Source organism: Enterobacter cloacae complex sp. SHL009 (assembly GCF_049237205.1).
GTDB classification, from domain to species: domain Bacteria; phylum Pseudomonadota; class Gammaproteobacteria; order Enterobacterales; family Enterobacteriaceae; genus Enterobacter; species Enterobacter cloacae_M.
This window is the reverse complement of sequence record NZ_JBMKIW010000002.1, coordinates 280,045-305,111: the sequence shown is the minus strand read 5'-3', so window position 1 is coordinate 305,111 and position 25,067 is coordinate 280,045. Positions and strand designations below refer to the sequence as shown.

The 25,067-nt window shown below is 56.3% G+C and carries 22 protein-coding genes, 1 pseudogene and 1 other annotated feature; of the genes and pseudogenes, 4 read left to right on the top strand and 19 right to left on the bottom strand.

The genetic code is table 11. The annotated features are described in order from the left end of the window. Positions 1-115: 115 nt before the first annotated feature. From dapB to ACOTZC_RS07915, 7 genes and pseudogenes are all read right to left on the bottom strand, one after another. Positions 116-937 carry a 4-hydroxy-tetrahydrodipicolinate reductase gene (dapB, locus tag ACOTZC_RS07945; RefSeq protein ID WP_045619425.1) on the bottom strand — a complete coding sequence of 274 codons (822 nt, stop codon included), beginning with the start codon at positions 935-937 and terminating at the stop codon, positions 116-118. Between the two features lie 205 nt (positions 938-1,142). Next, the gene (gene ispH / locus ACOTZC_RS07940; RefSeq protein WP_045355108.1) at positions 1,143-2,093 is read right to left on the bottom strand and encodes a 4-hydroxy-3-methylbut-2-enyl diphosphate reductase; all 951 of its coding nucleotides are present in this window, start codon (positions 2,091-2,093) and stop codon (positions 1,143-1,145) included. Position 2,094: 1 nt separating this feature from the next. Further along, positions 2,095-2,544 (bottom strand): FKBP-type peptidyl-prolyl cis-trans isomerase, encoded by a 450-nt coding sequence (gene fkpB / locus ACOTZC_RS07935; protein WP_003856450.1) that lies wholly within the window; start codon positions 2,542-2,544, stop codon positions 2,095-2,097. A 52-nt stretch (positions 2,545-2,596) separates the two neighbouring features. Continuing rightward, entirely contained in the window at positions 2,597-3,097 is a 501-nt protein-coding gene (gene lspA / locus ACOTZC_RS07930; RefSeq protein WP_023310352.1) for a signal peptidase II, read from the bottom strand. Further along, the gene (ileS, locus tag ACOTZC_RS07925; protein ID WP_163354385.1) at positions 3,097-5,913 is read right to left on the bottom strand and encodes an isoleucine--tRNA ligase; all 2,817 of its coding nucleotides are present in this window, start codon (positions 5,911-5,913) and stop codon (positions 3,097-3,099) included. The genes lspA and ileS overlap by 1 nt, the downstream gene beginning before the upstream one ends. Positions 5,914-5,958: 45 nt before the next feature. Next, positions 5,959-6,885, bottom strand: a complete 927-nt coding sequence (gene ribF, locus ACOTZC_RS07920) for a bifunctional riboflavin kinase/FAD synthetase (RefSeq protein ID WP_023310350.1) — start codon at positions 6,883-6,885, stop codon at positions 5,959-5,961. Between the two features lie 7 nt (positions 6,886-6,892). Beyond that, positions 6,893-7,111, bottom strand: a pseudogene (locus tag ACOTZC_RS07915) (DUF2575 domain-containing protein). A 101-nt stretch (positions 7,112-7,212) separates the two neighbouring features. On the opposite strand from ACOTZC_RS07915, the gene rpsT reads away from it, so the two are divergent. Continuing rightward, on the top strand, positions 7,213-7,476 hold the full coding sequence (rpsT, locus tag ACOTZC_RS07910; protein ID WP_003856458.1) for a 30S ribosomal protein S20: 264 nt from the start codon (positions 7,213-7,215) through the stop codon (positions 7,474-7,476). A gap of 57 nt (positions 7,477-7,533) precedes the next feature. Here the strand turns inward: rpsT and nhaR are convergent, their stop codons facing one another. The 4 genes from nhaR to dnaK all read right to left on the bottom strand — a co-directional run bounded on the left by nhaR (position 7,534) and on the right by dnaK (position 12,985). After that, on the bottom strand, positions 7,534-8,433 hold the full coding sequence (nhaR, locus tag ACOTZC_RS07905; RefSeq protein WP_045400961.1) for a transcriptional activator NhaR: 900 nt from the start codon (positions 8,431-8,433) through the stop codon (positions 7,534-7,536). A gap of 58 nt (positions 8,434-8,491) precedes the next feature. Next, on the bottom strand, positions 8,492-9,667 hold the full coding sequence (gene nhaA, locus ACOTZC_RS07900) for a Na+/H+ antiporter NhaA (RefSeq protein ID WP_045355102.1): 1,176 nt from the start codon (positions 9,665-9,667) through the stop codon (positions 8,492-8,494). A gap of 171 nt (positions 9,668-9,838) precedes the next feature. Then, complete coding sequence (dnaJ, locus tag ACOTZC_RS07895; protein ID WP_023310347.1) at positions 9,839-10,984, bottom strand: molecular chaperone DnaJ; 1,146 nt, start codon at positions 10,982-10,984, stop codon at positions 9,839-9,841. 87 nt (positions 10,985-11,071) lie between these two features. After that, positions 11,072-12,985, bottom strand: a complete 1,914-nt coding sequence (gene dnaK / locus ACOTZC_RS07890) for a molecular chaperone DnaK (protein ID WP_023310346.1) — start codon at positions 12,983-12,985, stop codon at positions 11,072-11,074. A gap of 296 nt (positions 12,986-13,281) precedes the next feature. Here dnaK and satP point away from each other — a divergent pair, with 296 nt between their 5' ends. Beyond that, entirely contained in the window at positions 13,282-13,848 is a 567-nt protein-coding gene (gene satP / locus ACOTZC_RS07885) for an acetate uptake transporter (RefSeq protein WP_023334461.1), read from the top strand. Here the strand turns inward: satP and ACOTZC_RS07880 are convergent. The 3 genes from ACOTZC_RS07880 to tal all read right to left on the bottom strand — a co-directional run bounded on the left by ACOTZC_RS07880 (position 13,825) and on the right by tal (position 16,920). After that, positions 13,825-15,147 carry an MFS transporter gene (locus ACOTZC_RS07880; protein ID WP_023310344.1) on the bottom strand — a complete coding sequence of 441 codons (1,323 nt, stop codon included), beginning with the start codon at positions 15,145-15,147 and terminating at the stop codon, positions 13,825-13,827. The two genes, satP and ACOTZC_RS07880, sit on opposite strands and share 24 nt — an antisense overlap. A 121-nt stretch (positions 15,148-15,268) precedes the next feature. Beyond that, positions 15,269-15,856 carry a molybdopterin adenylyltransferase gene (gene mog / locus ACOTZC_RS07875; protein ID WP_023310343.1) on the bottom strand — a complete coding sequence of 196 codons (588 nt, stop codon included), beginning with the start codon at positions 15,854-15,856 and terminating at the stop codon, positions 15,269-15,271. 110 nt (positions 15,857-15,966) lie between these two features. After that, a complete protein-coding gene (tal, locus tag ACOTZC_RS07870) occupies positions 15,967-16,920 on the bottom strand; it encodes a transaldolase (RefSeq protein WP_023310342.1) in 954 nt (317 codons plus the stop codon). A gap of 262 nt (positions 16,921-17,182) precedes the next feature. Between tal and ACOTZC_RS07865 the strand changes: the two genes are divergently transcribed. Beyond that, entirely contained in the window at positions 17,183-18,613 is a 1,431-nt protein-coding gene (locus ACOTZC_RS07865) for an alanine/glycine:cation symporter family protein (RefSeq protein WP_023310341.1), read from the top strand. Positions 18,614-18,679: 66 nt separating this feature from the next. Continuing rightward, the gene (gene yaaA / locus ACOTZC_RS07860; protein WP_045400951.1) at positions 18,680-19,453 is read left to right on the top strand and encodes a peroxide stress protein YaaA; all 774 of its coding nucleotides are present in this window, start codon (positions 18,680-18,682) and stop codon (positions 19,451-19,453) included. 31 nt (positions 19,454-19,484) lie between these two features. On the opposite strand, the gene ACOTZC_RS07855 is transcribed toward yaaA, so the two are convergent. From ACOTZC_RS07855 to thrL, 5 genes are all read right to left on the bottom strand, one after another. Beyond that, the gene (locus ACOTZC_RS07855; RefSeq protein ID WP_045400948.1) at positions 19,485-19,787 is read right to left on the bottom strand and encodes a DUF2502 domain-containing protein; all 303 of its coding nucleotides are present in this window, start codon (positions 19,785-19,787) and stop codon (positions 19,485-19,487) included. Positions 19,788-20,090: 303 nt separating this feature from the next. After that, positions 20,091-21,377 carry a threonine synthase gene (thrC, locus tag ACOTZC_RS07850; protein ID WP_045400946.1) on the bottom strand — a complete coding sequence of 429 codons (1,287 nt, stop codon included), beginning with the start codon at positions 21,375-21,377 and terminating at the stop codon, positions 20,091-20,093. Between the two features lie 3 nt (positions 21,378-21,380). Next, positions 21,381-22,310 (bottom strand): homoserine kinase, encoded by a 930-nt coding sequence (gene thrB, locus ACOTZC_RS07845; RefSeq protein ID WP_421635703.1) that lies wholly within the window; start codon positions 22,308-22,310, stop codon positions 21,381-21,383. 1 nt (position 22,311) lies between these two features. After that, positions 22,312-24,774: a bifunctional aspartate kinase/homoserine dehydrogenase I gene (gene thrA, locus ACOTZC_RS07840; RefSeq protein WP_045355097.1), complete on the bottom strand. Its 2,463-nt coding sequence runs from the start codon at positions 24,772-24,774 to the stop codon at positions 22,312-22,314. Positions 24,775-24,798: 24 nt separating this feature from the next. Continuing rightward, positions 24,799-24,916 (bottom strand) — a sequence feature (Thr leader region). Further along, a complete protein-coding gene (thrL, locus tag ACOTZC_RS07835; RefSeq protein WP_015572623.1) occupies positions 24,855-24,923 on the bottom strand; it encodes a thr operon leader peptide in 69 nt (22 codons plus the stop codon). It overlaps the preceding feature by 62 nt. Between the last annotated feature and the right edge of the window lie 144 nt (positions 24,924-25,067).

The window sequence follows — 25,067 nt, the reverse complement described above, 5'->3', positions numbered from 1 at the left end:
GAGCATTAAGCAAAAGCACGCGATGAAACAGATAAAATAAAAGGGCAATAAAATATTGCCCTATGCAATCAAACAATTACGACTGCAATAACCACATCACGATGGGTAATAATGCTTACAAATTGTTGAGATCGAGCACGTCTCGCATATCAAAAAGACCATCTTCCTTGTTTTTAAGCCACAAAGCGGAACGTACCGCACCGTTGGCGAACGTCATTCGGCTGGAGGCTTTATGCGTAATTTCGACACGTTCGCCAATATCGGCGAACATTGCCGTGTGTTCGCCGACGATGTCGCCCGCGCGCACGGTTGCAAAGCCAATGGTGCCAGGCACGCGTTCGCCGGTGTAACCTTCGCGGGTATAGACCGCGCAGTCTTTTAAATCTTTATCTAGTGCATGCGCAATTGCTTCGCCCATCGCCAGCGCCGTGCCAGATGGCGCATCAACCTTGTAACGGTGGTGAGCTTCTACGATCTCGATATCGGTATAGTTGCCCATTACCTTCGCGGCCTTCTCCAGCAGCTTCAGCATGACGTTAACGCCGACGCTGAAGTTTGCGGCGAAGACAATCGCAATTTCTTTGGATGCATCCTGGATAGCCTGCTTGCCCGCATCGTCAAAACCGGTGGTGCCGATCACCATCCCTTTGCCGTGCTGACGGCAAAATGCCAGATGCGCGAGCGTCCCTTCCGGGCGGGTAAAATCGATGAAGACATCGAAATCCTCTTTAACCGCCTCCAGGCTGCTTTGCACGGTAACGCCCGTGTGGCCTGCGCCCGCCAGCTCACCGGCATCGGCCCCCAGAAGCGACGAACCTTCACGCTCCAGTGCCGCGCCAAGCGCGACGCCATCCATCTGAAGTGCCGCCTGAATCAGCTGACGGCCCATACGTCCACCCGCGCCCGCAATGGCGACACGGATCTGTGCATCATGCATAGTTATTCTCTTACGTTAAAATGATGTAAACCGTTTTCAGATTAACCAGCCTTGAGAAGCACTGCCAACTGAAAACACCGATAATTAGAATTTAACGTGAAACCGACTTAAATATCAGTAAAAGACATGATTTTGTCGTCACGATAAAGTAACGGGTAAAAAAAAGGCCAGCACAGGAGGTGCTGGCCTTTCATCAGAAAAAGGACTATTCGACTTCGCGGGCGTCGATGCGCAGTTCTTTCGGGACTTCGAAAACGATGTTCTCTTCACGCCCTTCCAGCGGAATAGCCTCGCCACCGCCCAGCTCCTGCAGACGGGTAATCACGTTTTGCACCAGAATATCCGGCGCGGAAGCGCCTGCGGTGACGCCTACACATTTCGCCTCTTTCACCCACGCTTCCTGAATGTCCGTAGCATCGTCGATCAGAAACGCCGCTTTCCCCATACGCTGCGCCAGTTCGGCCAGACGGTTGGAGTTAGACGAGTTTTTGGAGCCGACCACCAGCACCACATCCGCCTGTTCAGCCAGCGCGCGCACCGCTTCCTGACGGTTAGTGGTCGCGTAGCAGATATCATCCTTACGCGGACCGACGATTTTCGGGAAGCGCTGACGCAGCGCGTCAATCACGTCTGAGGTATCGTCTACGGAGAGCGTCGTCTGAGTCATAAACGACAGACGGGCCTCATTTTTAACGTTCAGCGTAAAGACATCTTCAGGCGACTCAACCAGATACATCCCCCCTTCCGGGTTGCTGTACTGCCCCATGGTGCCTTCGACTTCCGGATGGCCGGCATGGCCAATCAGAATCGACTCTTCACCACGACGACTGGCGCGCGCCACTTCCATATGCACTTTTGTCACCAGCGGACAGGTGGCATCGAAGACGGTCAGGTCGCGGCTTTTCGCTTCGTTACGTACCGCCTGCGAGACGCCGTGCGCGGAGAAGATCAGGATCGCACCGTCCGGCACTTCGCTGATCTGCTCGATAAAGATGGCGCCGCGCTCGCGCAGGCTGTCGACCACGTAGCGGTTGTGCACCACTTCGTGACGCACATAAATCGGCGCGCCGTAAATCTCCAGCGCGTTTTCAACAATGCTGATAGCGCGGTCTACACCGGCGCAGAAGCCGCGCGGGTTAGCCAACAGGATCTGCATTTCAGGCCTCCAGTGCAGGATCGATTTCCAGCACTTCAACATCAAAATGAACGGTACGCCCGGCAAGCGGATGGTTGAAGTCAACGGTAATGGAGTCGCCGTTGATTTCGCGGATCACACCAGGCATTTCGCTGCCGTCCATAGCGGTAAAGAGCATAATCGCTCCGATCTCCGGTTCACCCGCGTCCATAAACTCGCGGCGCGAGAAATACTGGATCAGGTCCGGACTCGGCACGCCAAACGCGGCATCCGGCTCCAGCGAAAAGGCTTTTTTCTCACCCTCTTTCAGGCCCAGAAGCTGCTGCTCAAGACCTTCAGACAGGGAGGTATCGCCCAGGCGAAACAGGGCTGGTTTGCCGTTATTGCGGGTGGATTCGGCCGTGGAGCCGTCATCCAGCTTCAGCGTGAAGTGAACGAGAACCGCGCTGTTGCTCTGTACGGATTTAGACATGCAAATTGCTCACTTGTTTTGCCCGGTGGCGTTACGCCGCCGGGCGAGTGTGTTACGCCTGCTCTTTCGCGGCGGGTTTAGGCAGGAAGCCTTCCAGCACGATTAACGCGGCGCCAACGCAAATTGCGGTGTCGGCCAGGTTAAAGGTCGCGAAGTGCCAGTCGCCGACGTAGAAGTCGATCATATCGACCACAAAGCCGTGCCACAGGCGGTCAAACAGGTTGCCCAGCGCGCCGCCAATGATCAGCGCGTAGGCGATGTTATTCAGCTTTTGCGTCGCCTTCGAGCGGTACATCAGCACCGCGAGGATCACGCAGATACCGAGAGCGATACCCGCAAAGAACCAGCGCTGCCAGCCACCGCTGTCGGCAAGGAAACTAAACGCTGCGCCGTAGTTACGCGCGTAGTGCAGGTTAAGCGACGGGAACAGCGGAACCGTCTCCCCCAGAGCAAAATTCTGGAGGATCAGGAACTTGCTGCCCAGATCGATAATCAGCACCACCACAACCAGCCACAGCCAGCGCAGTCCTGTTGAACAGAGAGTTTTACTCATCAGGCAAACTTACGTTTTTCGCCGTCACCGGCGACGTTGCTTACACAGCGTCCGCAGATGTCTGCGTGTTCCGCCACCAGGCCAACATCGGTGGTGTAATGCCAGCAACGCGGGCATTTCTCACCGTCGGCTTTGCTCAGCGCGACTTTCAGTCCTTTGAGCAGTTCGCTCTGCTGAGCATCAGCAGAAGCATCGGCATAATCCGCAACTTTCGCACCGGAGGTCAACAGGACAAATCGTAATTCATCGCCCAGCGCCGTCAGCTTCGCCGCCAGCTCCGGTTCGGCGTACAGCGTAACTGCCGCTTCCAGAGAGCCGCCGACTTTTTTGTCTGCGCGCGCCTGCTCGATAACCTTGTTCACTTCGCCACGCACTTTCAGCAGCTCGTCCCAGAAGGCATCGTTCATTGCTTCGGTGCTGGAGAGATCGAACAGACCTTCGTACCACTCGCCCGTGAACACATACTTCTCACGATCGCCCGGCAGGTAGCCCCAGATTTCGTCCGCGGTGAAGGACATGATCGGCGCCATCCAGCGAACCAGCGCTTCTGCGATGTGGAACAGCGCGGTCTGGCAGCTACGACGCGCCACGCTGTCCGCCTTCGCGGTGTACTGGCGGTCTTTGATGATGTCGAGGTAGAACGAGCCCATCTCGATGGAGCAGAAGCGCATCAGGCGCTGCACCACTTCGTGGAAGTCGTAAGACTCATAGGCTTTCAGGATATCTTCCTGCGCCGCTTTCGCGCAGCCTACCGCCCAGCGATCCAGCACCACCATCTCTTCCGGTTTCACCATGTCTTTTGCCGGATCGAACCCGTTCAGGTTCGCCAGCAGGAAGCGCGCGGTGTTACGGATACGACGATAGCTGTCGGCAGCACGCTTCAGGATCTCGTCAGAAACCGCCATTTCGCCGGTGTAATCGGTAGAGGCCACCCACAGACGCAGAATGTCTGCGCCCAGCTTGTTCATCACATCCTGCGGAGAAACGGTGTTACCGATAGATTTGGACATCTTGCGGCCCTGACCATCCACGGTGAAGCCGTGAGTCAGTACCTGACGGTAAGGCGCTTTACCCTTCATGGCGGTGGAGATCATCAGAGATGACATGAACCAGCCGCGGTGTTGGTCAGATCCTTCCAGATACATATCGGCAGCGTGACCGGCAAATTCCGGACGCACGTCAACCACGGAGGAGTGAGTAGACCCGGAGTCGAACCACACGTCCAGGGTATCCGGCACTTTCTCGTAGTTGTCTGCGTCAACGCCCAGGATGTCGCGGGCGTCGAGATCCCACCACGCCTGAATGCCGTCAACTTCGACGCGCTTCGCCACTTCTTCCATCAGTTCCAGGGTGTTCGGGTGCAGCTCCTGCGTCTCTTTATGTACGAACAGAGACATCGGCACGCCCCAGGTACGCTGACGGGAGATACACCAGTCAGGACGGTTAGCCACCATGGATTCGATACGCGCCTGGCCCCAGTCAGGGATCCACTGCACGCCTTTGATCTCTTTCAGAGACTGCTCGCGCAGGCCTTTCTGATCCATGCTGACGAACCACTGCGGGGTCGCACGGAAGATGATCGGGGTCTTGTGACGCCAGCAGCACGGATAGCTGTGCTGCATTTTTTCAACGTGCAGCAGCGCGCCGCTGGTGCGCAGCATGTCGACGATGATGTCGTTCGCTTTGAAGACGTTGATACCGTCCAGCGCCGGGTAGGTGCCAGGCAGATAAGATCCGTCCGGGCCAACCGGGTTAGCGATTTCCAGACCGTACTTCAGGCTGATGTTGTAGTCGTCAGGACCGTGGCCACCGGCGGTATGCACCGCACCGGTACCCGCTTCCAGCGTCACGTGGTCGCCCAGGATCGCCGGAACGTCGAAGTCCAGGAACGGGTGCTTGAAGCGCATCAGCTCCAGGGCGTCACCTTTCACGGTGCCCAGCACGGTGTAGTCACTGATATGCGCGCGCTTCAGCACGCTCTCAACCAGATCTTTCGCCAGGATAACCGCCTGACCGTCAATCTGCACCAGCGCGTATTCGAACTCACCGGACAGGGAGATCGCGCGGTTGGCTGGCAGGGTCCACGGGGTGGTGGTCCAGATCACCAGAGAGATCGGGCCGTTTACCGAGGAGACGCCAAATTTAGCTTTCACCGCATCCTGATCGACGGCCTGGAACGCCACGTCGATAGATGGAGAGGTTTTGTCGTAATATTCAACTTCCGCTTCTGCCAGCGCAGAACGGCAGTCCACGCACCAGTGCACCGGCTTAGCGCCTTTGTGCAGGTGGCCGTTACCGATGATTTTACCCAGCGCACGGATGATGTTGGCTTCCGTTTTGAAGTCCATGGTCAGGTACGGATGCGACCAGTCGCCCAGCACGCCCAGACGGATGAAGTCAGCGCGCTGACCGTCAACCTGCGTGGCTGCGTATTCGCGGCACTTCGCACGGAACTCGGCGGCGGTGAACTTCTCACCAGGCTTGCCAAACTCTTGCTCCACTTTCAACTCGATTGGCAGACCGTGGCAGTCCCAGCCTGGAACGTAAGGCGAGTCATATCCCGTGAGGCCTTTGGACTTCACGATAATGTCTTTCAGAATCTTGTTAACCGAGTGACCAATATGAATGCTGCCATTCGCATATGGAGGGCCATCATGCAGAATGAAGGTTTTTTTGCCTTTTTTGGCTGCACGAATGATGCCGTACAGGTCATCATCGGTCCAACGCGCCAGCATTCCCGGTTCGCGCTTGGCGAGATCGCCGCGCATCGGGAACCCTGTTTCCGGCAAATTCAGGGTTGATTTATAGTCACTCATCAGATTCTCGGTTCCGTATTTATCACGTAGGCAGTTAAGCCGGGTTCAAAGCCCAAAAAACTCGCGGGCCGTCAATTCATCTCGCGCAATTTGCGCTTTTAGTTCATCCAGCGAACCAAATCGCTGCTCGTTGCGTATTTTTTTACGCAGTATCACATCTATATGGCGACCATAGAGGTCCATTACAACGTCCAGCAGGTGCACTTCTAACTGTTGACGCACACCGGCGACGGTCGGACGCGTGCCAATGTTGGCGACGCCGTAGAACGGCTTATCGCCCAGTCCTGCTACTTCCACCGCATACACCCCTTTAACCGGGGAAACCTGACGACGCAGCGGTATATTCGCCGTCGGGAAGCCTATCGTGCGGCCCAGCGCATCGCCATGGACCACGCGGCCAGAGATAGTGAACGGATGCCCCAGCAGGGTTTCTGCCGTGTCCAGGTCATCATTAGCCAGCGCCTGACGCACCGCCGTGCTGCTGACGCGTACGCCGCCTTCGCAGAAGGTCATCGCGCTGGTGACGTCAAATCCGTACTCCAGACCAGCCTTCTGTAATAGCAAGAAATCGCCCTGACGACCAGCGCCAAAGCGGAAATCATCACCCACGGCGAGAAACTGTACGCCAAGACGCTTAACCAGCAGGTCGCTGACGAAATTTTGTGCTGTCAGCGCGGCAAAGCGACGATCGAAACGTAAACACAATACATAGTCCACGCCGGACTCCGCCAGATAGCGCAATTTCTCGCGCAGGCGAGTGAGTCGGGCGGGAGATTTATCGCCCGCGAACAGCTCCAGCGGCTGCGGCTCGAAAATCATCACTACAACGGGCAGGCCGCGGGCCTCCCCTTCTTTACGCAATCCCTGCAACAGCGCCTGATGACCACGATGCACGCCGTCGAAATTACCAATAGTCAGCACGCACCCGTGTGGCGCGCTGCTGAGATTATGTATGCCGCGTATCAGCTTCATGTCTGGCTCAAAACAGTGAAAATCGCCAAAGTATACCTTGTACAGCGGTTAAGGTTAACCGGCGATTGTTCGCGCAAAACAGAAAGCCGTAATGATTTCATCAGGCTGACCTTTCGCAGCGAAAAAATCTGCTCCTGAACTGCGATTTTTATGCCGAAAGGCTGTATTCAGGGAAGACAAGCTGGTAGAATCCTGCGCCATCACTACGTAACGTAGCGTCGCTAATTAACGGCGCTTATTTGCACAAATCCATTGACAAAAGAAGGCAAAGAGGGCATATTCCTCGGCCTTTGAATTGTCCACATAGAACATATTTGGGAGTTGGACTTGGCTAATATCAAATCAGCTAAGAAACGTGCCGTTCAGTCTGAAAAGGCTCGTAAGCACAACGCAAGCCGTCGCTCTATGATGCGTACTTTCATCAAGAAAGTATACGCAGCAATCGAAGCAGGCGACAAAGCTGCAGCGCAGAACGCATTTAACGAAATGCAACCAATCGTGGATCGTCAGGCTGCTAAAGGTCTGATCCACAAAAACAAAGCAGCGCGTCATAAAGCAAACCTGACCGCGCAGATCAACAAACTGGCTTAATCGCTACTTGTTGTTGCTTGTTTAAAGAACCCGCTTAACGCGGGTTTTTTTATGCCTTCAGATTGCCGGTGGCGTAAACAGCGCCGAGTAGTCACGATTGCAGATTCGCTGCACCGCCGGGTGCTGAATCATTCTTTCGGCAAATATGGCGTGATACTCCTCCAGCACGTTATCCACTCTGCCTATCTCCGTAATCTTGTCGTCTGAATAGAGATCGTGCGCGTACAGCGTCGGCGCAACGAAGATCGCATTATGGGCTTCGCCAAAGGCTTTCATCAGCGCCGCATCGTCGAACTCACCGAGGATTTCTACCTTCAGCCCCTGCGAATTAAACCAGTTCAGCAGCTTGCGTCCGAGCATGGAACGTCTTCCCGGCACCAGCAGACGGCGCTCTTCAAGGCACGCGGGGAACGGTTTCTCCGGCGGTGGATTAATGCACCAGAAGCTCACGCCGCATTCGCCAATCTTCACCGAGAACAGCCCTTCCTGCTGGGTGGAGTCAATCGGGCAGTCCGAGATAATCATGTCCAGCTTGTGCTGGCTCAGCTGTTCCAGCAGCATCTCGTGGGTGGATTCAAAGCAGCGCAGGTGGATTTGCTCGTCTTCGACTACCGCCGCATCCAGCACGCCGCTCACCAGCCGCTTGGACAGCGCATCCGCCACGCCCACGTCAAAGAGCAGGTTCGACTCTTTGCGATAGTTGACGATATCCAGCATCTCCTGGCTCAGGGTGAACATTTTGTCCGCATAGCGGAACACCAGTTCACCCAGTTCGCTGGGTTCAATCCCACGCCCTTTACGCTTGAACAGCTTGCCCTGCAGGCGCTCTTCCAGGGCCTTGATTTGCCCGGTGATGGTTTGCGGCGTCAGGTAGAGCGCCTCTGCCGCCCCCACTACCGAGCCCTGTTTGTAGACGTGCCAGAAGTAGTACAGATGGTTGTAATTTAAATGAGACATCGCGTCTTCTCTCCCTGAGTGTATATCGGAAGGAGGATCGCCTCCTCCCGGTGTTCCGTTATGCCTGGACGGCCTGTCCGGACAACTTCACCTTCAACAAGGTATAACCGATTACCGCGGCCAGTAATGACCCGATGAGAATGCCGAGTTTAGCCCAGACGATAAGCTCAGGCGCATGCGCACCAAACGCAAGGGTCGAGATAAAGATCGACATCGTAAACCCGATGCCACACAGCACGCCGACGGCCATAATTTGACCAAACGTTGTGCCGTGCGGTAATGACGCCAGCTTCAGCTTCGTCGCCAGCCAGCAGAAGAGGCTAATGCCCAACGGCTTACCAATAAACAGCCCGGCAATGATGCCCAGCGGCAGCACGGACGTCAGCCCGTCCAGCGTCACGCCGCCGAGGGAAACGCCCGCGTTGGCAAACGCAAACAGCGGCAGGATCATAAAGGCAACCCACGGGTGCAGCACATGCTCCAGCTGTTTGGCAGGCGACTTGCCGTCCTGCGGTTTAAGCGGCACGAAGAAGCCCACAATCACGCCTGCCAGCGTGGCGTGCACGCCGGATTTCAGCACCGCCGTCCACAGCACCATCCCCACCAGGATATAGATACCGATGCGGCGAACATTGAAGATGTTCAGCAGCGCCAGCACCGCAATCGCCCCGGCGGCGACGCTCAGGGACAGGATCGACAGATCGCTGGTATAGAACAGCGCGATAATCACAATGGCGCCCAGGTCATCGATGATCGCCAGCGCCATCAGGAATATTTTCAGGGCCACCGGCACGCGGCTACCGAGCAAGGCTAAGACACCGAGCGCAAAGGCGATATCCGTCGCGGCCGGGATCGCCCAGCCGTCACGCGCAACAGGATCCTGCCAGGCGAACGCCAGGAAGAGCAACGCCGGAACGACCATTCCGCCGATGGCTGCGATCACAGGAAACGCCGCGCGCTGGCGGCTGGCAAGCGAGCCCAGAACCAGCTCACGCTTAACCTCAAGACCTACCAGCAGGAAGAATACCGCCATTAGCGCATCGTTGATCCACAGCAGCATGTTCTTGTTAATTTCCAGCGCCCCGACCTTCAGCTCAACGGGCGTTTCCAGAAATGCATGGTAGAGATCCTGCGTGATGCCAAGGTTAGCCAGCACCATCGCGGCCGCTGCGGCAATAATCAGGATCACCCCACCGGACGCCTCACTGCTAAAGAAACGGTGTAGTAATTTCATTTAAGTTCTCTCTTTTACAACAATACCTCGATAAAACCATAATACCAAGCCAAATAGCTCGGCAAAAACAGATTAATGTTGAGTATAGACTCAGTTTAACCGAGCTATACGCGCAAATAAAAAAGCCCGGAATCGCTTCCGGGCTTTCGAAGATGAAAATCAGCTAACGAATTAGCGGGTCAAATCATCGAAGAATTTTTTGACGCCATCGAAGAAGCTTTTGGAACGCGGGCTGTTTTTCTCACCCGTTGGGCCGCCAAAGCTCTCCTGCAGTTCTTTCAGCAGCTGTTTCTGCTTGTCGTTCAGGCCAACCGGCGTTTCGACGACGACGCGGCACAGCAGGTCGCCCTGGGCGCCACCGCGAACGGATTTAACGCCTTTTCCGCGCATGCGGAACAGCTTGCCGGTCTGGGTTTCCCCAGGTACTTTCAGGTTCACGCGACCGTCCAGCGTAGGCACTTCGATTTCACCGCCCAGTGCCGCCATCGCGAAGTTGATCGGCACTTCGCAGTACAGGTTATTACCTTCACGCTCAAAGATGGCGTGCTGCTTGACCTGAACCTGAACGTACAGATCGCCCGCCGGTGCGCCGTGCTCGCCTGCTTCGCCCTCACCTGCCAGACGGATGCGGTCGCCCGTATCAACGCCAGCCGGGATTTTAACGGACAGGGTTTTCGTTTTCTCAACGCGACCGTGCCCGTGGCATTTGGTGCATGGATCTTTAATCAGCGTGCCGCGACCGTGACAGTGAGGACAGGCCTGCTGTACCGCGAAGAAGCCCTGACGCATCTGTACCTGGCCAGAGCCGTGACAGGTTGGACAGGTCTGAGGCTGCGTACCCGCTTTCGCGCCGCTGCCGTGGCAAACGTCACACTCTTCCAGCGTCGGGATACGGATCTCTTTGGTGACACCGCGAACGGCCTCTTCCAGCGTCAGCTCCATGTTGTAGCGCAGGTCCGCGCCGCGCGCCGCGCGCTGACGACCACGCCCGCCGCCGAAGATATCGCCAAATACATCGCCAAAGATATCGCTGAAGTCAGCGCCGCCGCCAAAGCCGCCGCCGCCGAATCCACCGCCGCCCATGCCGCCCTGTTCAAAGGCTGCGTGACCGTATTGGTCATAGGCCGCACGTTTCTGTGCATCGGTCAGGACTTCGTAGGCTTCTTTGATCTCTTTAAATTTGGCTTCAGCCTCTTTGTCACCCTGATTACGGTCCGGGTGGAATTTCATGGCCAGGCGCTTGTACGCCTTTTTGATTTCACGCTCTTCCGCAGTTTTCGGAACGCCTAAAATCTCGTAATAGTCTTGCTTTGCCATTGGTTTTTTTAAGCCCCTTAACATGCGAGCACGGGCGTGGAGAATTCTCCTACGCCCGTGCCGATTAATTACCCTGCATCAGGGCGATTATTTTTTATCTTTAACTTCTTCGAACTCAGCGTCGACAACGTCGTCGTCTTTCGCGTTGTTCGCCGAAGCGTCAGCGCCCGCCTGCTGTTGAGCGTGCTGCTGCTGAGCGATTTCCATCAGCTTCTGAGAAGCCTGCGCCAGTTCCTGCATCTTCGCTTCGATGTCCGCTTTGTCTTCACCTTTCAGTGAGGATTCCAGCGCGCTCAGTGCAGCTTCGATAGCAGTCTTGTCTTCCGCTGGCAGCTTATCGCCTGCTTCTTCAACCTGCTTACGGGTGCTGTGCAACAGATGGTCACCCTGGTTGCGGGTCTGAACCAGCTCTTCGAACTTACGGTCGGATTCCGCGTTAGCTTCGGCATCGCGAACCATTTTTTCGATTTCCGCTTCATTCAGGCCAGAAGATGCCTTGATGGTGATCTTCTGCTCTTTACCGCTGTTTTTGTCTTTCGCAGACACGTGCAGGATACCGTCAGCATCGATGTCGAAGGTCACTTCGATCTGCGGCATGCCGCGCGGTGCCGGGTTAATACCGTCCAGGTTGAACTGACCCAGAGATTTGTTATCCGCCGCGCGCTTACGCTCACCCTGAATCACATGGATGGTTACCGCAGACTGGTTGTCTTCAGCGGTAGAGAACACCTGGCTGTGTTTCGTTGGGATGGTGGTGTTTTTGTTGATGAGCGCAGTCATCACACCGCCCATGGTTTCGATACCCAGAGACAGCGGGGTAACGTCCAGCAGCAGTACGTCTTTAACTTCACCGGTCAGTACGCCACCCTGAACCGCAGCACCGATTGCGACCGCTTCGTCCGGGTTAACGTCTTTACGTGGCTCTTTACCAAAGAACTCAGCCACTTTCTTCTGAACCATTGGCATACGGGTCTGACCACCAACCAGGATAACGTCCTGGATGTCAGATACAGACAGGCCAGCGTCCTGCAGAGCAACTTTCAGCGGCTCGATAGAACGGTTCACCAGGTCTTCTACCAGGCTTTCCAGTTTCGCACGGGTCACTTTGATGTTCATGTGTTTAGGACCGGTCGCGTCTGCGGTGATGTACGGCAGGTTCACGTCGGTCTGCTGAGCGGAAGACAGCTCGATCTTCGCTTTCTCAGCGGCTTCTTTCAGGCGCTGCATGGCCAGCGGATCGTTACGCAGGTCAATGCCCTGATCTTTCTTGAACTCGTCAACGAGGTAGTTGATCAGACGGGTATCGAAGTCTTCACCACCCAGGTGGGTATCACCGTTGGTTGCCAGAACTTCGAAGGTTTTTTCGCCGTCAACTTCGTCGATTTCGATAATAGAGATATCGAAGGTACCACCACCCAGGTCGTAAACCGCGATAGTGCGGTTGCCAACTTCTTTATCCAGACCGTAAGCCAGTGCAGCAGCGGTTGGTTCGTTGATGATACGTTTTACTTCCAGACCTGCGATACGGCCAGCATCTTTGGTTGCCTGACGCTGAGCATCGTTGAAGTACGCAGGAACGGTGATAACAGCTTCAGTTACCGGCTCACCCAGGTAATCTTCAGCGGTTTTCTTCATTTTTTTCAGCACTTCAGCAGAAATCTGCGGTGGTGCAGTTTTGGTGCCTTTCACATCAAGCCATGCATCGCCGTTATCTGCCGCGATGATTTTGTAAGGCATGATGGAAACGTCACGCTGAACTTCTTCGTCCTGGAAGCGGCGGCCGATCAGGCGTTTAATCGCAAACAGGGTGTTTTGCGGGTTTGTCACTGCCTGACGTTTAGCCGGCTGACCAACCAGAGTTTCACCATCCTGGGTATAAGCAATGATAGAAGGCGTGGTGCGATCGCCCTCGGCGTTCTCCAGCACGCGTGCAGTAGTGCCATCCATAATCGCTACACAAGAGTTGGTAGTACCCAGGTCGATACCAATAATTTTACCCATCTAAACGTCTCCACTAAAAATTCAGTCAACATGTGGTTGTGTACCTGTAATAAGGGCAGAACGTGCTTTTTCAACTGCCCAGATTTGATTTTTTTCAGGTCCACACACTGCGGTTGACTACAAGATGGGGTCGCGACGGCATCCATCAAGGGGCAAGCATAAAAAAAATTTTAATTTCACCCTGATGAGATCATAGACGCCATCGATAGCGCCCATTATGATGCCGCGCCCCGTCAGGGAGTATTGACGCGGGTTTAACCATTTCACCATATTAATGATGATTTTTTTGAGGACTTATGGGCAACACTAAGTTGGCTAATCCGGCTCCGCTGGGCCTGATGGGTTTTGGCATGACCACTATCCTGCTGAACCTGCACAACATCGGGATGTTCCCGATGGATGGCATTATTCTGGCGATGGGCATTTTTTACGGCGGTATCGCGCAAATCTTCGCGGGCCTGCTGGAATATAAGAAAGGCAATACCTTCGGCTTAACCGCCTTCACCTCTTACGGTTCTTTCTGGCTGACCCTGGTTGCCATTCTGCTGCTGCCTAAAATGGGCATGGCAGACGCGGCAAACGCCCACTTCCTGGGCGTTTACCTGGGCCTGTGGGGCGTCTTCACCCTGTTCATGTTCTTCGGCACCCTGAAAGGTAACCGCATGCTGCAGTTCGTTTTCCTGAGCCTGACCGTACTGTTCGCCCTGCTGGCGATTGGTCACCTGGTGGATAACGAAGGCATCGTTCATGTTGCAGGCTGGATTGGTCTGGTTTGCGGCGCAAGCGCTATCTACCTCGCAATGGGTGAAGTGCTGAACGAGCAGTTTGACCGCACCATTCTACCGATTGGTGAAAAACACTGATCCCTCTGTCGTGCCCGCCTCGCGGGCACGACATCCCCCCGCCTGACGAAGCCAAAATCCTAATACCAGCCCCATCAGCGAGAGCGCGAGTACATACCAGGCTGGCGCCATCGGCGACACGCCCATCAGCACCGTCACCGCAATCGGCGTCAGCCCGCCAAAAATGGCATACGACACGTTGTAGGAAAATGAGATCCCGGTGAAGCGTACCTCCGGCGGGAACGCGCGGACCATCACGTACGGTACCGCCCCGACAACGCCCACGCACAGCCCTACCGTGCCGTACAGCAGGAACAGCTGTTCAGGATGGCTACCCGCCAGATGGTAAAACGCCCAGCTTGATGCGGCCAGTAACAGGCTGCCGACGATAAAGGTAACGCTGGCACCGAAACGATCTGCCGCCAGCCCGGCGGCCAGGCAGCCAAAGCAGAGCATGATTGTCGCGATACTGTTCGCCTGTAGCGTCACGGCAGGAGCGAAACCGTACTGCTTTTGCAGCCACACCGGGGACATCAATATCACCACCACAATGCCCGCCGAGAGCAGCCAGGTGAGCAGCATCGACACCACCACCGCTTTTTTATGGCGTACCACGACCGCCTTCACCGGCAGCTCCTGCGCCAGCGCCTTGCGCTGCTGCATCTCGAGGAAAATCGGCGTCTCCTGCAGCCAGCGGCGCAGGTACATCGCGACCAGACCAAACGCCCCGCCCAGCAGGAACGGAATACGCCAGCCCCAGTCGTGCACGGCCTGCTGCGTCATGCTGGTGTTTACAATTGTCGCGACGACGGAACCAAGCAAAATCCCTACCGTTAACCCCGCGGTTAAGGTTCCGCAGGCAATACCAATGCGGCGCGCCGGAACATGCTCCGCGACAAACACCCACGCGCCCGGCACTTCACCGCCAATCGCCGCGCCCTGAAGGACGCGCATCAGCAACAGCAGCAACGGAGCAAGGATGCCCATCGAGGCATAGGTGGGCAGCAGACCAATGGCCAGCGTCGGCACGGCCATCAGCAAAATGCTAAGGGTAAACATCTTCTTGCGCCCGACCAGATCGCCAAAGTGGGCCATGATAATGCCGCCCAGCGGACGCGCCAGATATCCGGCGGCAAAAATGCCGAAGGTTTGCACCTGACGCAGCCATTCCGGGATATCCGCCGGGAAGAAGAGTTCTCCCACCACGGCGGCGAAGAAAACAAAGATGATGAAGTCGTAAAACTCCAGCGCGCCGCCTAAGGCCGCGAGCGTGAGGGTTTTGTAGTCCTGTCGATTCAGAGGTCGGGTGTTATGTGACATAGCGAACCATTTGCGTGTGTTGTGGATTTATTTTTACAGCAATCGTAAAGAAAAAATTACTATACCGTAAAAGCTTTACCACGCTATCGCCGCTTCAGCTAATGCCACATATTGGTTAATTTCAGGAGATTGTTTCGCGACGTGCGTTTTTCGGGCGAAAAGCTGCTACTACTTTCTCATCGGTTTCCACATAGGGGCCGTCAAGCAGCTGTATACAATAAGGTACACTCGCAAAGATGCCGTGAACGAGGACGCTGCCATCTTCCGCCTTCAGCCCTTCCAGCGTCTCTTTGATCGACTTCGGCTGCCCCGGCAGGTTCAGAATCAACGCCTGCTTGCGGATCACTCCCACCTGGCGGGAAAGAATGGCCGTCGGAACAAAGTGTAGACTGATCTGGCGCATCTGTTCGCCGAAGCCCGGCATTTCACGATCGGCGATCGCCAGCGTTGCGTCCGGCGTCACGTCGCGGCGCGCGGGGCCGGTTCCGCCCGTCGTCAGAACAAGGTGGCAGCTCATCTCATCCACCAGCTCGCAGAGCGTCTGCTCGATGATCGGCTGTTCGTCAGGGATCAGGCGGGTCTGAATGTCAAAGGGGGTGGTCAGCGCGCTGCCAAGCCACTCTTCCAGAGCGGGGATGCCTTTATCCTGGTAAACGCCGCTGGAGGCGCGGTCAGAAATCGACACTAAGCCGATGCGTAAGGTATTCATATCCATTCCATTCAAAAAGTACTGATTAAAGGGAATGATACACGCAGAGAGGAGATTCAGACAGGGTACGAAAGAAGTCGCGTGACCGGGAACCCGGTCACGCAGAATGATTACAGCAGGTCGCCGATCATTTTTTCCAGTTTGCCCTGGTCAACAGCAAACTTACGGATACCGTCCGCCAGCTTGTCTACAGCCATTGGATCCTGGTTGTGCTGCCACAGGAACTCGGATTCAGTGATGCGCTCTGGGCGTGCTTTCACTTCACCGGTGTAGGACAGCTTACGCTCGATGGTACCTTCGCTTTCTGCCAGCTCTTTCAGCAGCGCAGGGGCGATGGTCAGGCGGTCACAGCCAGCCAGCTCGATGATTTCTCCGACGTTACGGAAGCTTGCGCCCATAACCACTGTCTCATAGCCGTGCTGTTTGTAGTATTCGTAGATTTCAGTAACAGAAACCACGCCTGGATCTTCAGCCGGCGCGTACTCTTTCTTATCGGTGTTAGCTTTGTACCAGTCCAGAATACGGCCCACGAACGGAGAAATCAGGTATACGCCTGCTTCTGCACATGCACGCGCCTGCGCGAAGGAGAACAGCAGGGTCAGGTTACAGTTGATACCGTCTTTTTCCAGCTGCTCTGCCGCGCGGATACCCTGCCAGGTAGAAGCCAGTTTGATCAGGATACGGTCGTTGCTGATGCCAGCGTCGTTGTACATTTTGATCAGGCGTTTCGCTTTCGCGATAGACGCTTCGGTGTCGTAGGAGAGACGTGCATCCACTTCGGTAGAGATACGGCCAGGAACCAGCTTCAGGATTTCCAGACCGATGTTCACTGCCAGCTTGTCGGTAGCGTCCACAACCTGCTGCGCGCGGTCATTGCTCTGCGCTTTCGCCCAGGTCACTGCGTCGTCAATCAGTTTGCGATACTCAGGGATCTGTGCGGCGTTAAGGATCAGAGAAGGGTTGGTTGTGGCATCCTGCGGCTGGTACAGCTTCATTGCCGCGATATCTCCGGTGTCAGCTACGACAGTGGTGAACTGACGAAGGGAGGTCAATTTATCCGTCATGATAGTGTTTCTCTTTTAACGTGCCCTGGATAATTCACGCTACCGACAGCATGCCTGCAGCGGAAAAATGACAGGTTTACTTGTTAGGGGGATGTAACCGGTCTGCCCTGATGATAACACGACGGAGGGGTAGCGCAACCGCAGACAGTGCGCTTAGGCAGAGTATGGTAAACTCGGAAGATTAACAGGCTGCTAAGCAACAGCATGCCCAATCAGTGGTAGCGCTTACATATTCACTTTGGCATCAACAAGAGGGACGTTAATGCCTGATTTCTTTTTCTTTATTAACGAAGTCCTGTGGGGTTCGATAATGATTTACCTGCTTCTGGGAGCAGGTATTTGGTTTACGCTACGCAGTGGGTTTATCCAGTTTCGTTATATTCGCAAGTTTGGCAGAAGTCTGAAAAACAGCGTTACGCCCCAGCCGGGCGGATTAACGTCGTTCCAGGCACTCTGTACCAGCCTGGCGGCACGCCTCGGCAGCGGGAATCTGGCGGGCGTTGCGCTGGCCATCAGCGCCGGTGGGCCAGGCGCGGTCTTCTGGATGTGGGTAACGGCGCTACTCGGGATGGCCACCTCCTTTGCGGAAAGTTCGCTCGCCCAGCTGTATAAAGAGAAAGATAAAAACGGCCAGTTTCGCGGCGGTCCTGCCTGGTACATGGCGCGTGGCTTAGGGATGCGCTGGATGGGCGTTCTGTTCTCGCTTTTTTTACTGCTCGCGTACGGCCTTATTTTTAATACCGTCCAGGCAAATTCTGTCGCCAATGCCCTGCGCTATGCCTTCTCCTGCCCGGAGTGGATCGCCGGTATCGTGTTAGCTCTCGTCGTTTTGCTCACCATTTCAGCCGGTCTCAGGGGCATCGCCCGCCTGATGCAGTGGCTGGTTCCCGTTATGGCGCTGCTTTGGGTTGTCGCGAGCCTGTTCGTCGCCGCACTGCATATCGACCAGGTGCCGGGCGTGATTGCGACCATCGTCAAAAGCGCTTTTGGCTGGCGCGAGGTGGCCTCCGGGGCGCTGGGCTACACCTTCAGCCAGGCGCTGATGGCGGGTTTTCAGCGGGGCATGTTCTCCAATGAAGCCGGAATGGGGTCAACCCCCAACGCGGCCGCTGCCGCCTCTTCCTGGCCGCCACACCCGGCGGCACAGGGCATTGTGCAGATGATTGGCGTCTTTACCGATACCATTATCATCTGCTCCGCCAGCGCCATGATTTTGCTGCTGGCAGGCCCCGTCCCGCATTCTTCTGGTACCGCCGGGATACAGCTTCTCCAGCAGGCGCTGGTGAACCTGACCGGCGGCTGGGGAGCAGGATTTGTCTCGCTCGTCCTGGTGCTGTTTGCCTTCAGTTCGATTGTGGTGAATTACCTCTACGCCGAAAATAACCTTATTTTCCTGAAACTCGACTCCCGCGCCGCAATCGGAACCCTGCGTCTCGCGGTCATTCTGATGATCATCGCTGGCTCCTTCCTCAGTATGCCGCTGGTCTGGCAGCTGGCCGATATCATTATGGCGCTGATGGCGATCACGAACCTCACCGCTATCCTGCTGCTCTCACCCGTTGTGACCCTGATTGCCAGAGACTATCTGCGTCAGCGCAAACTCGGCGTTCCGCCGGTATTTGATCCCGCCCGCTATCCCGACGTTAAGGCGCAGCTTGCCCCCGGCACGTGGGATGATTTGCCGCGGCAATAACAGCTATCGATCAATTCAGGGCGATTTTTTGCTAAAGTCGCTCTAAATTTCCTGCAAGGACTGGATATGCTGATTCTAATTTCACCTGCAAAAACGCTCGACTACCAGAGCCCGCTCGCCACCGAGCGCTATACCCAGCCTGAACTGCTGGACTACTCGCAACAGCTGATCCGCGAAGCGCGTAAGCTCTCTGCGCCGCAAATCGCCTCGCTGATGAGCATCAGCGACAAGCTGGCCGATCTTAACGCGACCCGCTTTCACGAGTGGCACCCGGATTTCACCCCGGCAAACGCTCGCCAGGCGATTCTGGCGTTTAAAGGTGATGTCTACACCGGCCTGCAGGCGGAAGATTTTAGCGAAGCCGATTTCGATTTTGCCCAGCAGCATCTGCGCATGCTGTCGGGTCTGTACGGCGTACTGCGCCCGCTGGATCTGATGCAGCCGTATCGTCTGGAGATGGGGATTCGCCTGGAAAATGCCAAAGGCAAAGATCTGTACCATTTCTGGGGCGATATCATTACCGACAAGCTTAATGCGGCGCTGCACGCCCAGGGCGACAACGTGGTGATAAACCTGGCATCCGATGAATACTACAAGTCGGTGAAGCCGAAAAAGCTGGATGCGGAGATTATCAAACCGGTATTCCTCGACGAGAAGAACGGTAAGTTCAAGGTGATCAGCTTCTACGCCAAGAAAGCGCGCGGCCTGATGAGCCGCTACATCATCCAGAACCGCCTGACGAAGCCGGAGCAGCTGACCGCCTTCAACAACGAAGGCTATTTCTTTGACGAAGAAGCGTCAGGGAAAGGCGAGCTGGTGTTTAAGCGCCACGATCAGTAAAACAAACCCCGCCAGCTGGCGGGGTTTTGCATTAATGGTGTTTCCAGTCCGGGCCGCGATCGTTGCGGTGGTCATCGTGGTGATGGTCATCGTGACGATCGTCGTGTTTACGATGCTCATCATGTGGACGCCAGTGGTTATCACGCCAGTCATAATGCGCCTTCCACCAGTCGTGGTCGCGCCAGCGGCCGCCGTCCCAGTAATGACCGTTGTTATCCTGGTCGCCAATCTGCAGTTTAACCGCCGGTACGAGGGTAATTTCTGATGCCTGAACCGCCATGGGGGCGGCCAGCACCAGTGAAAGCGCGATGAGTGCAGGTTTCAGTGTAGACACAGGTGACTCCTTATTCTTCTTGCCCAACGTGGGCCGATGTAAGGAGATTACGCGAGGGGAGCGGGGGATGTTATTCTCTGCAATCCTAAAGGCTAAGTGACCGCATTTATTGGGAATTTCTGCTTTTTTCCTGCTTTTTCTCTCCTTAATTTCTCCATAAAAAAGCCGGGTGGCGGCTTCGCCTTACCCGGCATAGAGATCGGTGTTGCGATTGCCGGGTGGCGCTGCGCTTACCCGGCCTACGATTAGGTCGTCGTGGTCGTTGTAGGCCCGGTAAGGCGTAGCCGCCACCGGGCAACACAATCACGCGCGAGTCATCATCAGCTTACGCAGCGCGGCAAAATCTGCCGGCAGCTCATGTGACAGCAGAGGCAGGTCGGCGCGCTCGGCCAGCTCTTTCGGCAGCGGCAGCGTTTCGCCCAGGATCGCTTCTACGCTCTCTTTGAACTTCGCCGGATGCGCGGTGCCCAGGAAAAGGCCATATTCACCCGGGTTAAGCTGGTCGCGCAGCGCGCGGTAGGCAATCGCCGCGTGCGGTTCAGAGGTATACCCCACCGCCTTCAGCTCGCGCATGGTCTCTTTGGTGGTTTCATCCGTCACCGCGGCGTAACCCAGGTCACCCAAACGCCAGATCTTACGGCGGAACAGCTCTTCCACGCGCGGCCAGTTGTTCGGCTGTGACACATCCATCGCGTTGGAGAGCGTCGCCTGCGTAGCGTTCGGCGCCCACTTCCCGTCTTTCAGGAAGCGCGGCACGGTGTCGTTGGCGTTGGTCGCGGCGATAAAGCGTTTCACCGGCAGACCCAGGGATTTCGCCAGCAGACCTGCCGTCAGGTCACCGAAGTTACCGCTCGGCACGGAGATCACCAGCTGGTTGCGCGCTTCCTGCGGCAGCTGCGCCACCGCTTCGAAGTAGTAGCAAATCTGCGCCAGCAGACGGCTGATGTTGATGGAGTTAGCAGAGTTCAGACCCAGAGCCACCTTCAGCTCTTCGTCGTCGAAAGCCTTCTTGACCAGCGCCTGGCAGGCATCGAAATCGCCGTCAATTGCCACGGTTTCAATGTTGCCGCCGAGCGTACAGAACAGTTTTTCCTGCAGCGGGCTGATTTTGCCTTTCGGATAGAGGATCACCACGCGGACGTTTTTCAGGCCGTAGAAGGCATGCGCCACCGCCGCACCGGTATCGCCGGAGGTCGCGGTCAGGATGGTCACCGGTTTGTCGCCGCTGATGTGGGTCAGCATCTGCGCCATAAAGCGGCCGCCGAAGTCTTTAAACGCCAGCGTCGGGCCGTGGAACAGCTCCAGGCAGCCAACGTCAGGCTCAACCTGCTTAACCGGCGCCGGGAAAGCGAACGCCGCACGCACGCGCTCTTCCAGCAGCTCCTGCGGAATTTCGTCGCCGATAAACGCAGACAGAATTGTGGTGCTGCGGGTGACGAAGTCCTGTTTCAGCAGCTCGTCGATGTCGGTCAGCTGGAATTCCGGCAGGTCATGCGGGAAGAACAGCCCCTGATTTTTGCCCAGTCCCTGAGTCACCGCCTGCGCGAAGCTGACCTGCTCGTTATGATCTTTAAGATTGTAGAGTTTCATTAATTATCCCAGTACTCGTGCGCCAGCCGTGTCCAGACGGCAAATATGAACAAAGCCTTCCTGATTTTGCAGGTAGTGTTTAGAGAGCCAGTCCGCCACGCGCTGCGCGGTGTCAGGCTTGTCGCACAGGGCGAACAGCGTCGGGCCGGAGCCGGAGATGCCGCACGCCTGCGCGCCGATATTCATGGATGCCTGTCGCGCCTCGTTAAAGCCCGGCAGCAGCTTCGTGCGGTACGGCTCGGCAATGACGTCCTTCATCAGCTTCGCCGCCAGCTGCGGCTGACGGGTGTAGCAGGCGTGGATAAAGCCCGCCAGATGACGCCCGTGGGCGATACAGTCCTGACGACGATACTGCGCGGGCAGGATCGCACGCGCTTCCGCGGTAGAGACCTTAATGCCCGGATAGGCCAGCACCCACAGCCACTCATCAAACCCTGGCACCTGCTGGCTGATGATGCCATTTTCTTCGATCATCAGCTGCATGCCGCCGAGGAAGCACGGCGCCACGTTGTCATAGTGAATGCTGCCGGAGATGCGCCCTTCCAGCTCGCCCATCAACCCCAGCAGGCGGTTGTTGTTTAGCGGCTTGCCGCAGTGCTCGTTCATCGCCACCAGCGCGGCGACCACCGAGCAGGCGCTGGAACCCAGACCCGAGCCAATCGGCATACTTTTTTCCAGCGTCATGGCAACCGGCACGTTTTTACCGATCTCCTGACAGAAGCGTTCCCAGCACTGATAGACGATATTCTCGCGCGGGTCTGACGGCAGTTTGCTGGCGAAGCGGCCCACGTTGTTCAGGCTGAAGCTGTCTGCCGCTTCCACCGTGACCGTATCGCCCAGCAGTGAACCATCCACCGGCGTCACCGCCGCGCCCAGCACGTCAAATCCGACGCTCATATTCGCGCTGGAAGCCGGGGCATAAACTTTGACCATGTTAAACTCCTAACTTCCATGACAGGGTACGCAGCAGATCGGCAAACACACCCGCCGCCGTAACATCGTTCCCTGCGCCATAGCCGCGAAGCACCAGCGGCAGTGGCTGATAATAGTGGCTGTAAAACGCGAGGGCGTTTTCGCCGTTTTTGACTTTGTACAGCGGGTCGTTGCCATCCACTTCGGCAATCTTCACCCGGCACACGCCATCTTCTTCAATGTTGCCAACATAGCGCAATACCTTACCTTCATCACGGGCTTTCGCAACGCGAGCGGCAAAAGCGTCGTCAAGCTGCGGCAAATTTGCCATGAATGCAGCGACATCACCGCTGCTGTCAAATTCTGCTGGCAGCACGGGTTCAATCACGATATCGGAAAGCTCAAGCTCACGGCCCGTTTCACGGGCGAGGATCAGCAGCTTGCGCGCCACGTCCATACCGGAGAGATCGTCACGCGGATCCGGCTCGGTATAGCCCAGCTCGCGCGCGGCGCGGGTGGCTTCCGACAGGCTCATCCCCTCATCCAGCTTGCCGAAGATAAACGACAGCGAGCCGGAGAGAATGCCGGAGAAACGCTGCAGTTCGTCGCCGGCGTTCAGCAGGTTCTGCAGGTTCTCGATAACCGGCAGGCCCGCGCCCACGTTGGTGTCGTACAGGAACTTGCGGCGCGACTTGCTCGCCGCCAGACGCAGCTGGTGATAGTAATCCATCGACGAGGTGTTGGCCTTTTTGTTCGGCGTCACCACGTGGAACCCCTCGCGCAGGAAGTCGGCGTACTGATCGGCCACCGCCTGGTTCGAGGTACAGTCGACGATCACCGGGTTAAGCAGATGATACTCTTTCACCAGGCGGATCAGGCGCCCCAGGTTGAACGGCTCTTTCGCCTCGTTCATCTCGGCCTGCCAGTTTTCCAGGTTAAGGCCATGCACATTGGTCAGCAACGCTCTGGAGTTGGCAATCCCACAGACGCGCAGATCGATATGTTTCTTCTTCAGCCACTCCTGCTGACGCTTCACCTGCTCCAGCAGCGCGCCGCCCACCCCGCCGACGCCAATCAGGAACAGTTCGATAACCTGGTCGGTGTTGAACAGCATCTGGTGAACCACGCGTACGCCGGTGGTGGCGTCATCGTTGTCCACAACAACGGAAATTGAACGCTCTGACGAGCCCTGGGCAATCGCCACGATATTGATATTGGCGCGCGCCAGCGCGGCAAAGAACTTGGCGGAGATACCGCGCAGCGTGCGCATGCCGTCGCCGACCACGGAGATAATCGCCAGACGCTCCTGAATGGCGAGCGGCTCCAGCAGCTCTTCTTTCAGCTCCAGGTAGAACTCGTCCTCCAGCGCGCGGCGGGCGCGCAGGCAGTCGGCCTGCGGCACGCAGAAGCTGATGCTGTATTCGGAAGAAGACTGGGTAATCAGCACCACCGAGATACCGTTGCGGGACATAGCAGCAAAGACGCGCGCCGCCATGCCAACCATCCCCTTCATCCCCGGACCGGAGACGCTGAACATCGCCATGTTGTTGAGGTTGGAGATGCCTTTGACCGGCAAACCGTCTTCATCGGTACTCGCGCCAATCAGCGTACCCGGCGCCTGCGGATTACCGGTGTTTTTAATCAGGCAAGGGATCTGGAACTGGGCAATCGGGGAGATGGTACGCGGGTGAAGCACTTTGGCGCCGAAGTAGGAAAGCTCCATCGCTTCCTGGTACGACATCGACTTCAGCAGTCTGGCATCGGGTACCTGGCGTGGGTCGCAGGTATAAACGCCGTCGACGTCAGTCCAGATTTCACAACAGTCCGCACGTAAACAGGCGGCCAGCACGGCGGCGGAGTAGTCGGAGCCGTTACGGCCCAGCACCACCAGCTCGCCCTTCTCGTTACCGGCGGTGAAGCCTGCCATCAGGATCATGTGGTCAGACGGAATTTTGCTAGCGGCGATACGGCGGGTTGATTCGGCAATATCAACGGTGGATTCGAGGTAGTGGCCCACCGCCAGCAGTTTTTCAACCGGATCGATTACGGTCACGCTATGGCCGCGCGCTTCCAGCACGCCGGCCATGATGGCGATAGAAAGTTTTTCGCCCCGGCAGATCAGCGCCGCGTTGACGCTGTCCGGGCACTGGCCGAGAAGGCTGATGCCGTGCAGGACGTGTTTGATTTGCGCGAACTCCTGCTCAACGAAGGACTTCAGCTGAGCGTGCGGGAAGCCAGGCAGCGCCTCTGCCAGCCCTTGCAGTAAGTCAGCGAAGATACGCTCTGCGTCGCTGATGTTCGGGAGTGCATCCTGGCCACCGATGGTTTTTTCAATCATCGCCACCAGATGGTTCGTGATTTTTGCCGGGGCAGAGAGCACGGTAGCAACCTGCCCCTGCCTGGCGTTGCTTTCCAGGATATCGGCAACACGCAGAAAACGTTCTGCATTTGCCACTGATGTACCGCCGAACTTCAACACTCGCATGGTTCTACCTCGTTTCCTTTAGCCGAAAAAAAAGCCCGCACTGTTCAGGTGCGGGCTTTTTTTTGTTTTTCCTGTACGCGTCAGCCCGCATCGTTACCTGTGGTAATGATGATGGTTGTAGTAATGGTGGTGATGCTGATGCGTTTCATGGATGTTGTGTACTCTGTCATTATTATCTGTCTGTCCTGTATTCTTTTAGGGTTAAAGGATCGGGCACCTTAAGTCAACGAATTTTTAATTTGATCACAATTCGGGAGACTCTCACCTCCCGCTGTTTGCAGATTTATTTTCAT

What these genes read in the sequence shown, in the direction of transcription:
- dapB (WP_045619425.1), bottom strand. Translation starts at nt 937, where the DNA reads ATGCATGATGCACAGATCCGTGTCGCCATTGCGGGCGCGGGTGGACGT.
- ispH (WP_045355108.1), bottom strand. Translation starts at nt 2,093, where the DNA reads ATGCAGATCCTGTTGGCTAACCCGCGCGGCTTCTGCGCCGGTGTAGAC.
- fkpB (WP_003856450.1), bottom strand. Translation starts at nt 2,544, where the DNA reads ATGTCTAAATCCGTACAGAGCAACAGCGCGGTTCTCGTTCACTTCACG.
- lspA (WP_023310352.1), bottom strand. Translation starts at nt 3,097, where the DNA reads ATGAGTAAAACTCTCTGTTCAACAGGACTGCGCTGGCTGTGGCTGGTT.
- ileS (WP_163354385.1), bottom strand. Translation starts at nt 5,913, where the DNA reads ATGAGTGACTATAAATCAACCCTGAATTTGCCGGAAACAGGGTTCCCG.
- ribF (WP_023310350.1), bottom strand. Translation starts at nt 6,885, where the DNA reads ATGAAGCTGATACGCGGCATACATAATCTCAGCAGCGCGCCACACGGG.
- nhaR (WP_045400961.1), bottom strand. Translation starts at nt 8,433, where the DNA reads ATGTCTCATTTAAATTACAACCATCTGTACTACTTCTGGCACGTCTAC.
- nhaA (WP_045355102.1), bottom strand. Translation starts at nt 9,667, where the DNA reads ATGAAATTACTACACCGTTTCTTTAGCAGTGAGGCGTCCGGTGGGGTG.
- dnaJ (WP_023310347.1), bottom strand. Translation starts at nt 10,984, where the DNA reads ATGGCAAAGCAAGACTATTACGAGATTTTAGGCGTTCCGAAAACTGCG.
- dnaK (WP_023310346.1), bottom strand. Translation starts at nt 12,985, where the DNA reads ATGGGTAAAATTATTGGTATCGACCTGGGTACTACCAACTCTTGTGTA.
- satP (WP_023334461.1), top strand. Translation starts at nt 13,282, where the DNA reads ATGGGCAACACTAAGTTGGCTAATCCGGCTCCGCTGGGCCTGATGGGT.
- ACOTZC_RS07880 (WP_023310344.1), bottom strand. Translation starts at nt 15,147, where the DNA reads ATGTCACATAACACCCGACCTCTGAATCGACAGGACTACAAAACCCTC.
- mog (WP_023310343.1), bottom strand. Translation starts at nt 15,856, where the DNA reads ATGAATACCTTACGCATCGGCTTAGTGTCGATTTCTGACCGCGCCTCC.
- tal (WP_023310342.1), bottom strand. Translation starts at nt 16,920, where the DNA reads ATGACGGATAAATTGACCTCCCTTCGTCAGTTCACCACTGTCGTAGCT.
- ACOTZC_RS07865 (WP_023310341.1), top strand. Translation starts at nt 17,183, where the DNA reads ATGCCTGATTTCTTTTTCTTTATTAACGAAGTCCTGTGGGGTTCGATA.
- yaaA (WP_045400951.1), top strand. Translation starts at nt 18,680, where the DNA reads ATGCTGATTCTAATTTCACCTGCAAAAACGCTCGACTACCAGAGCCCG.
- thrC (WP_045400946.1), bottom strand. Translation starts at nt 21,377, where the DNA reads ATGAAACTCTACAATCTTAAAGATCATAACGAGCAGGTCAGCTTCGCG.
- thrB (WP_421635703.1), bottom strand. Translation starts at nt 22,310, where the DNA reads ATGGTCAAAGTTTATGCCCCGGCTTCCAGCGCGAATATGAGCGTCGGA.
- thrA (WP_045355097.1), bottom strand. Translation starts at nt 24,774, where the DNA reads ATGCGAGTGTTGAAGTTCGGCGGTACATCAGTGGCAAATGCAGAACGT.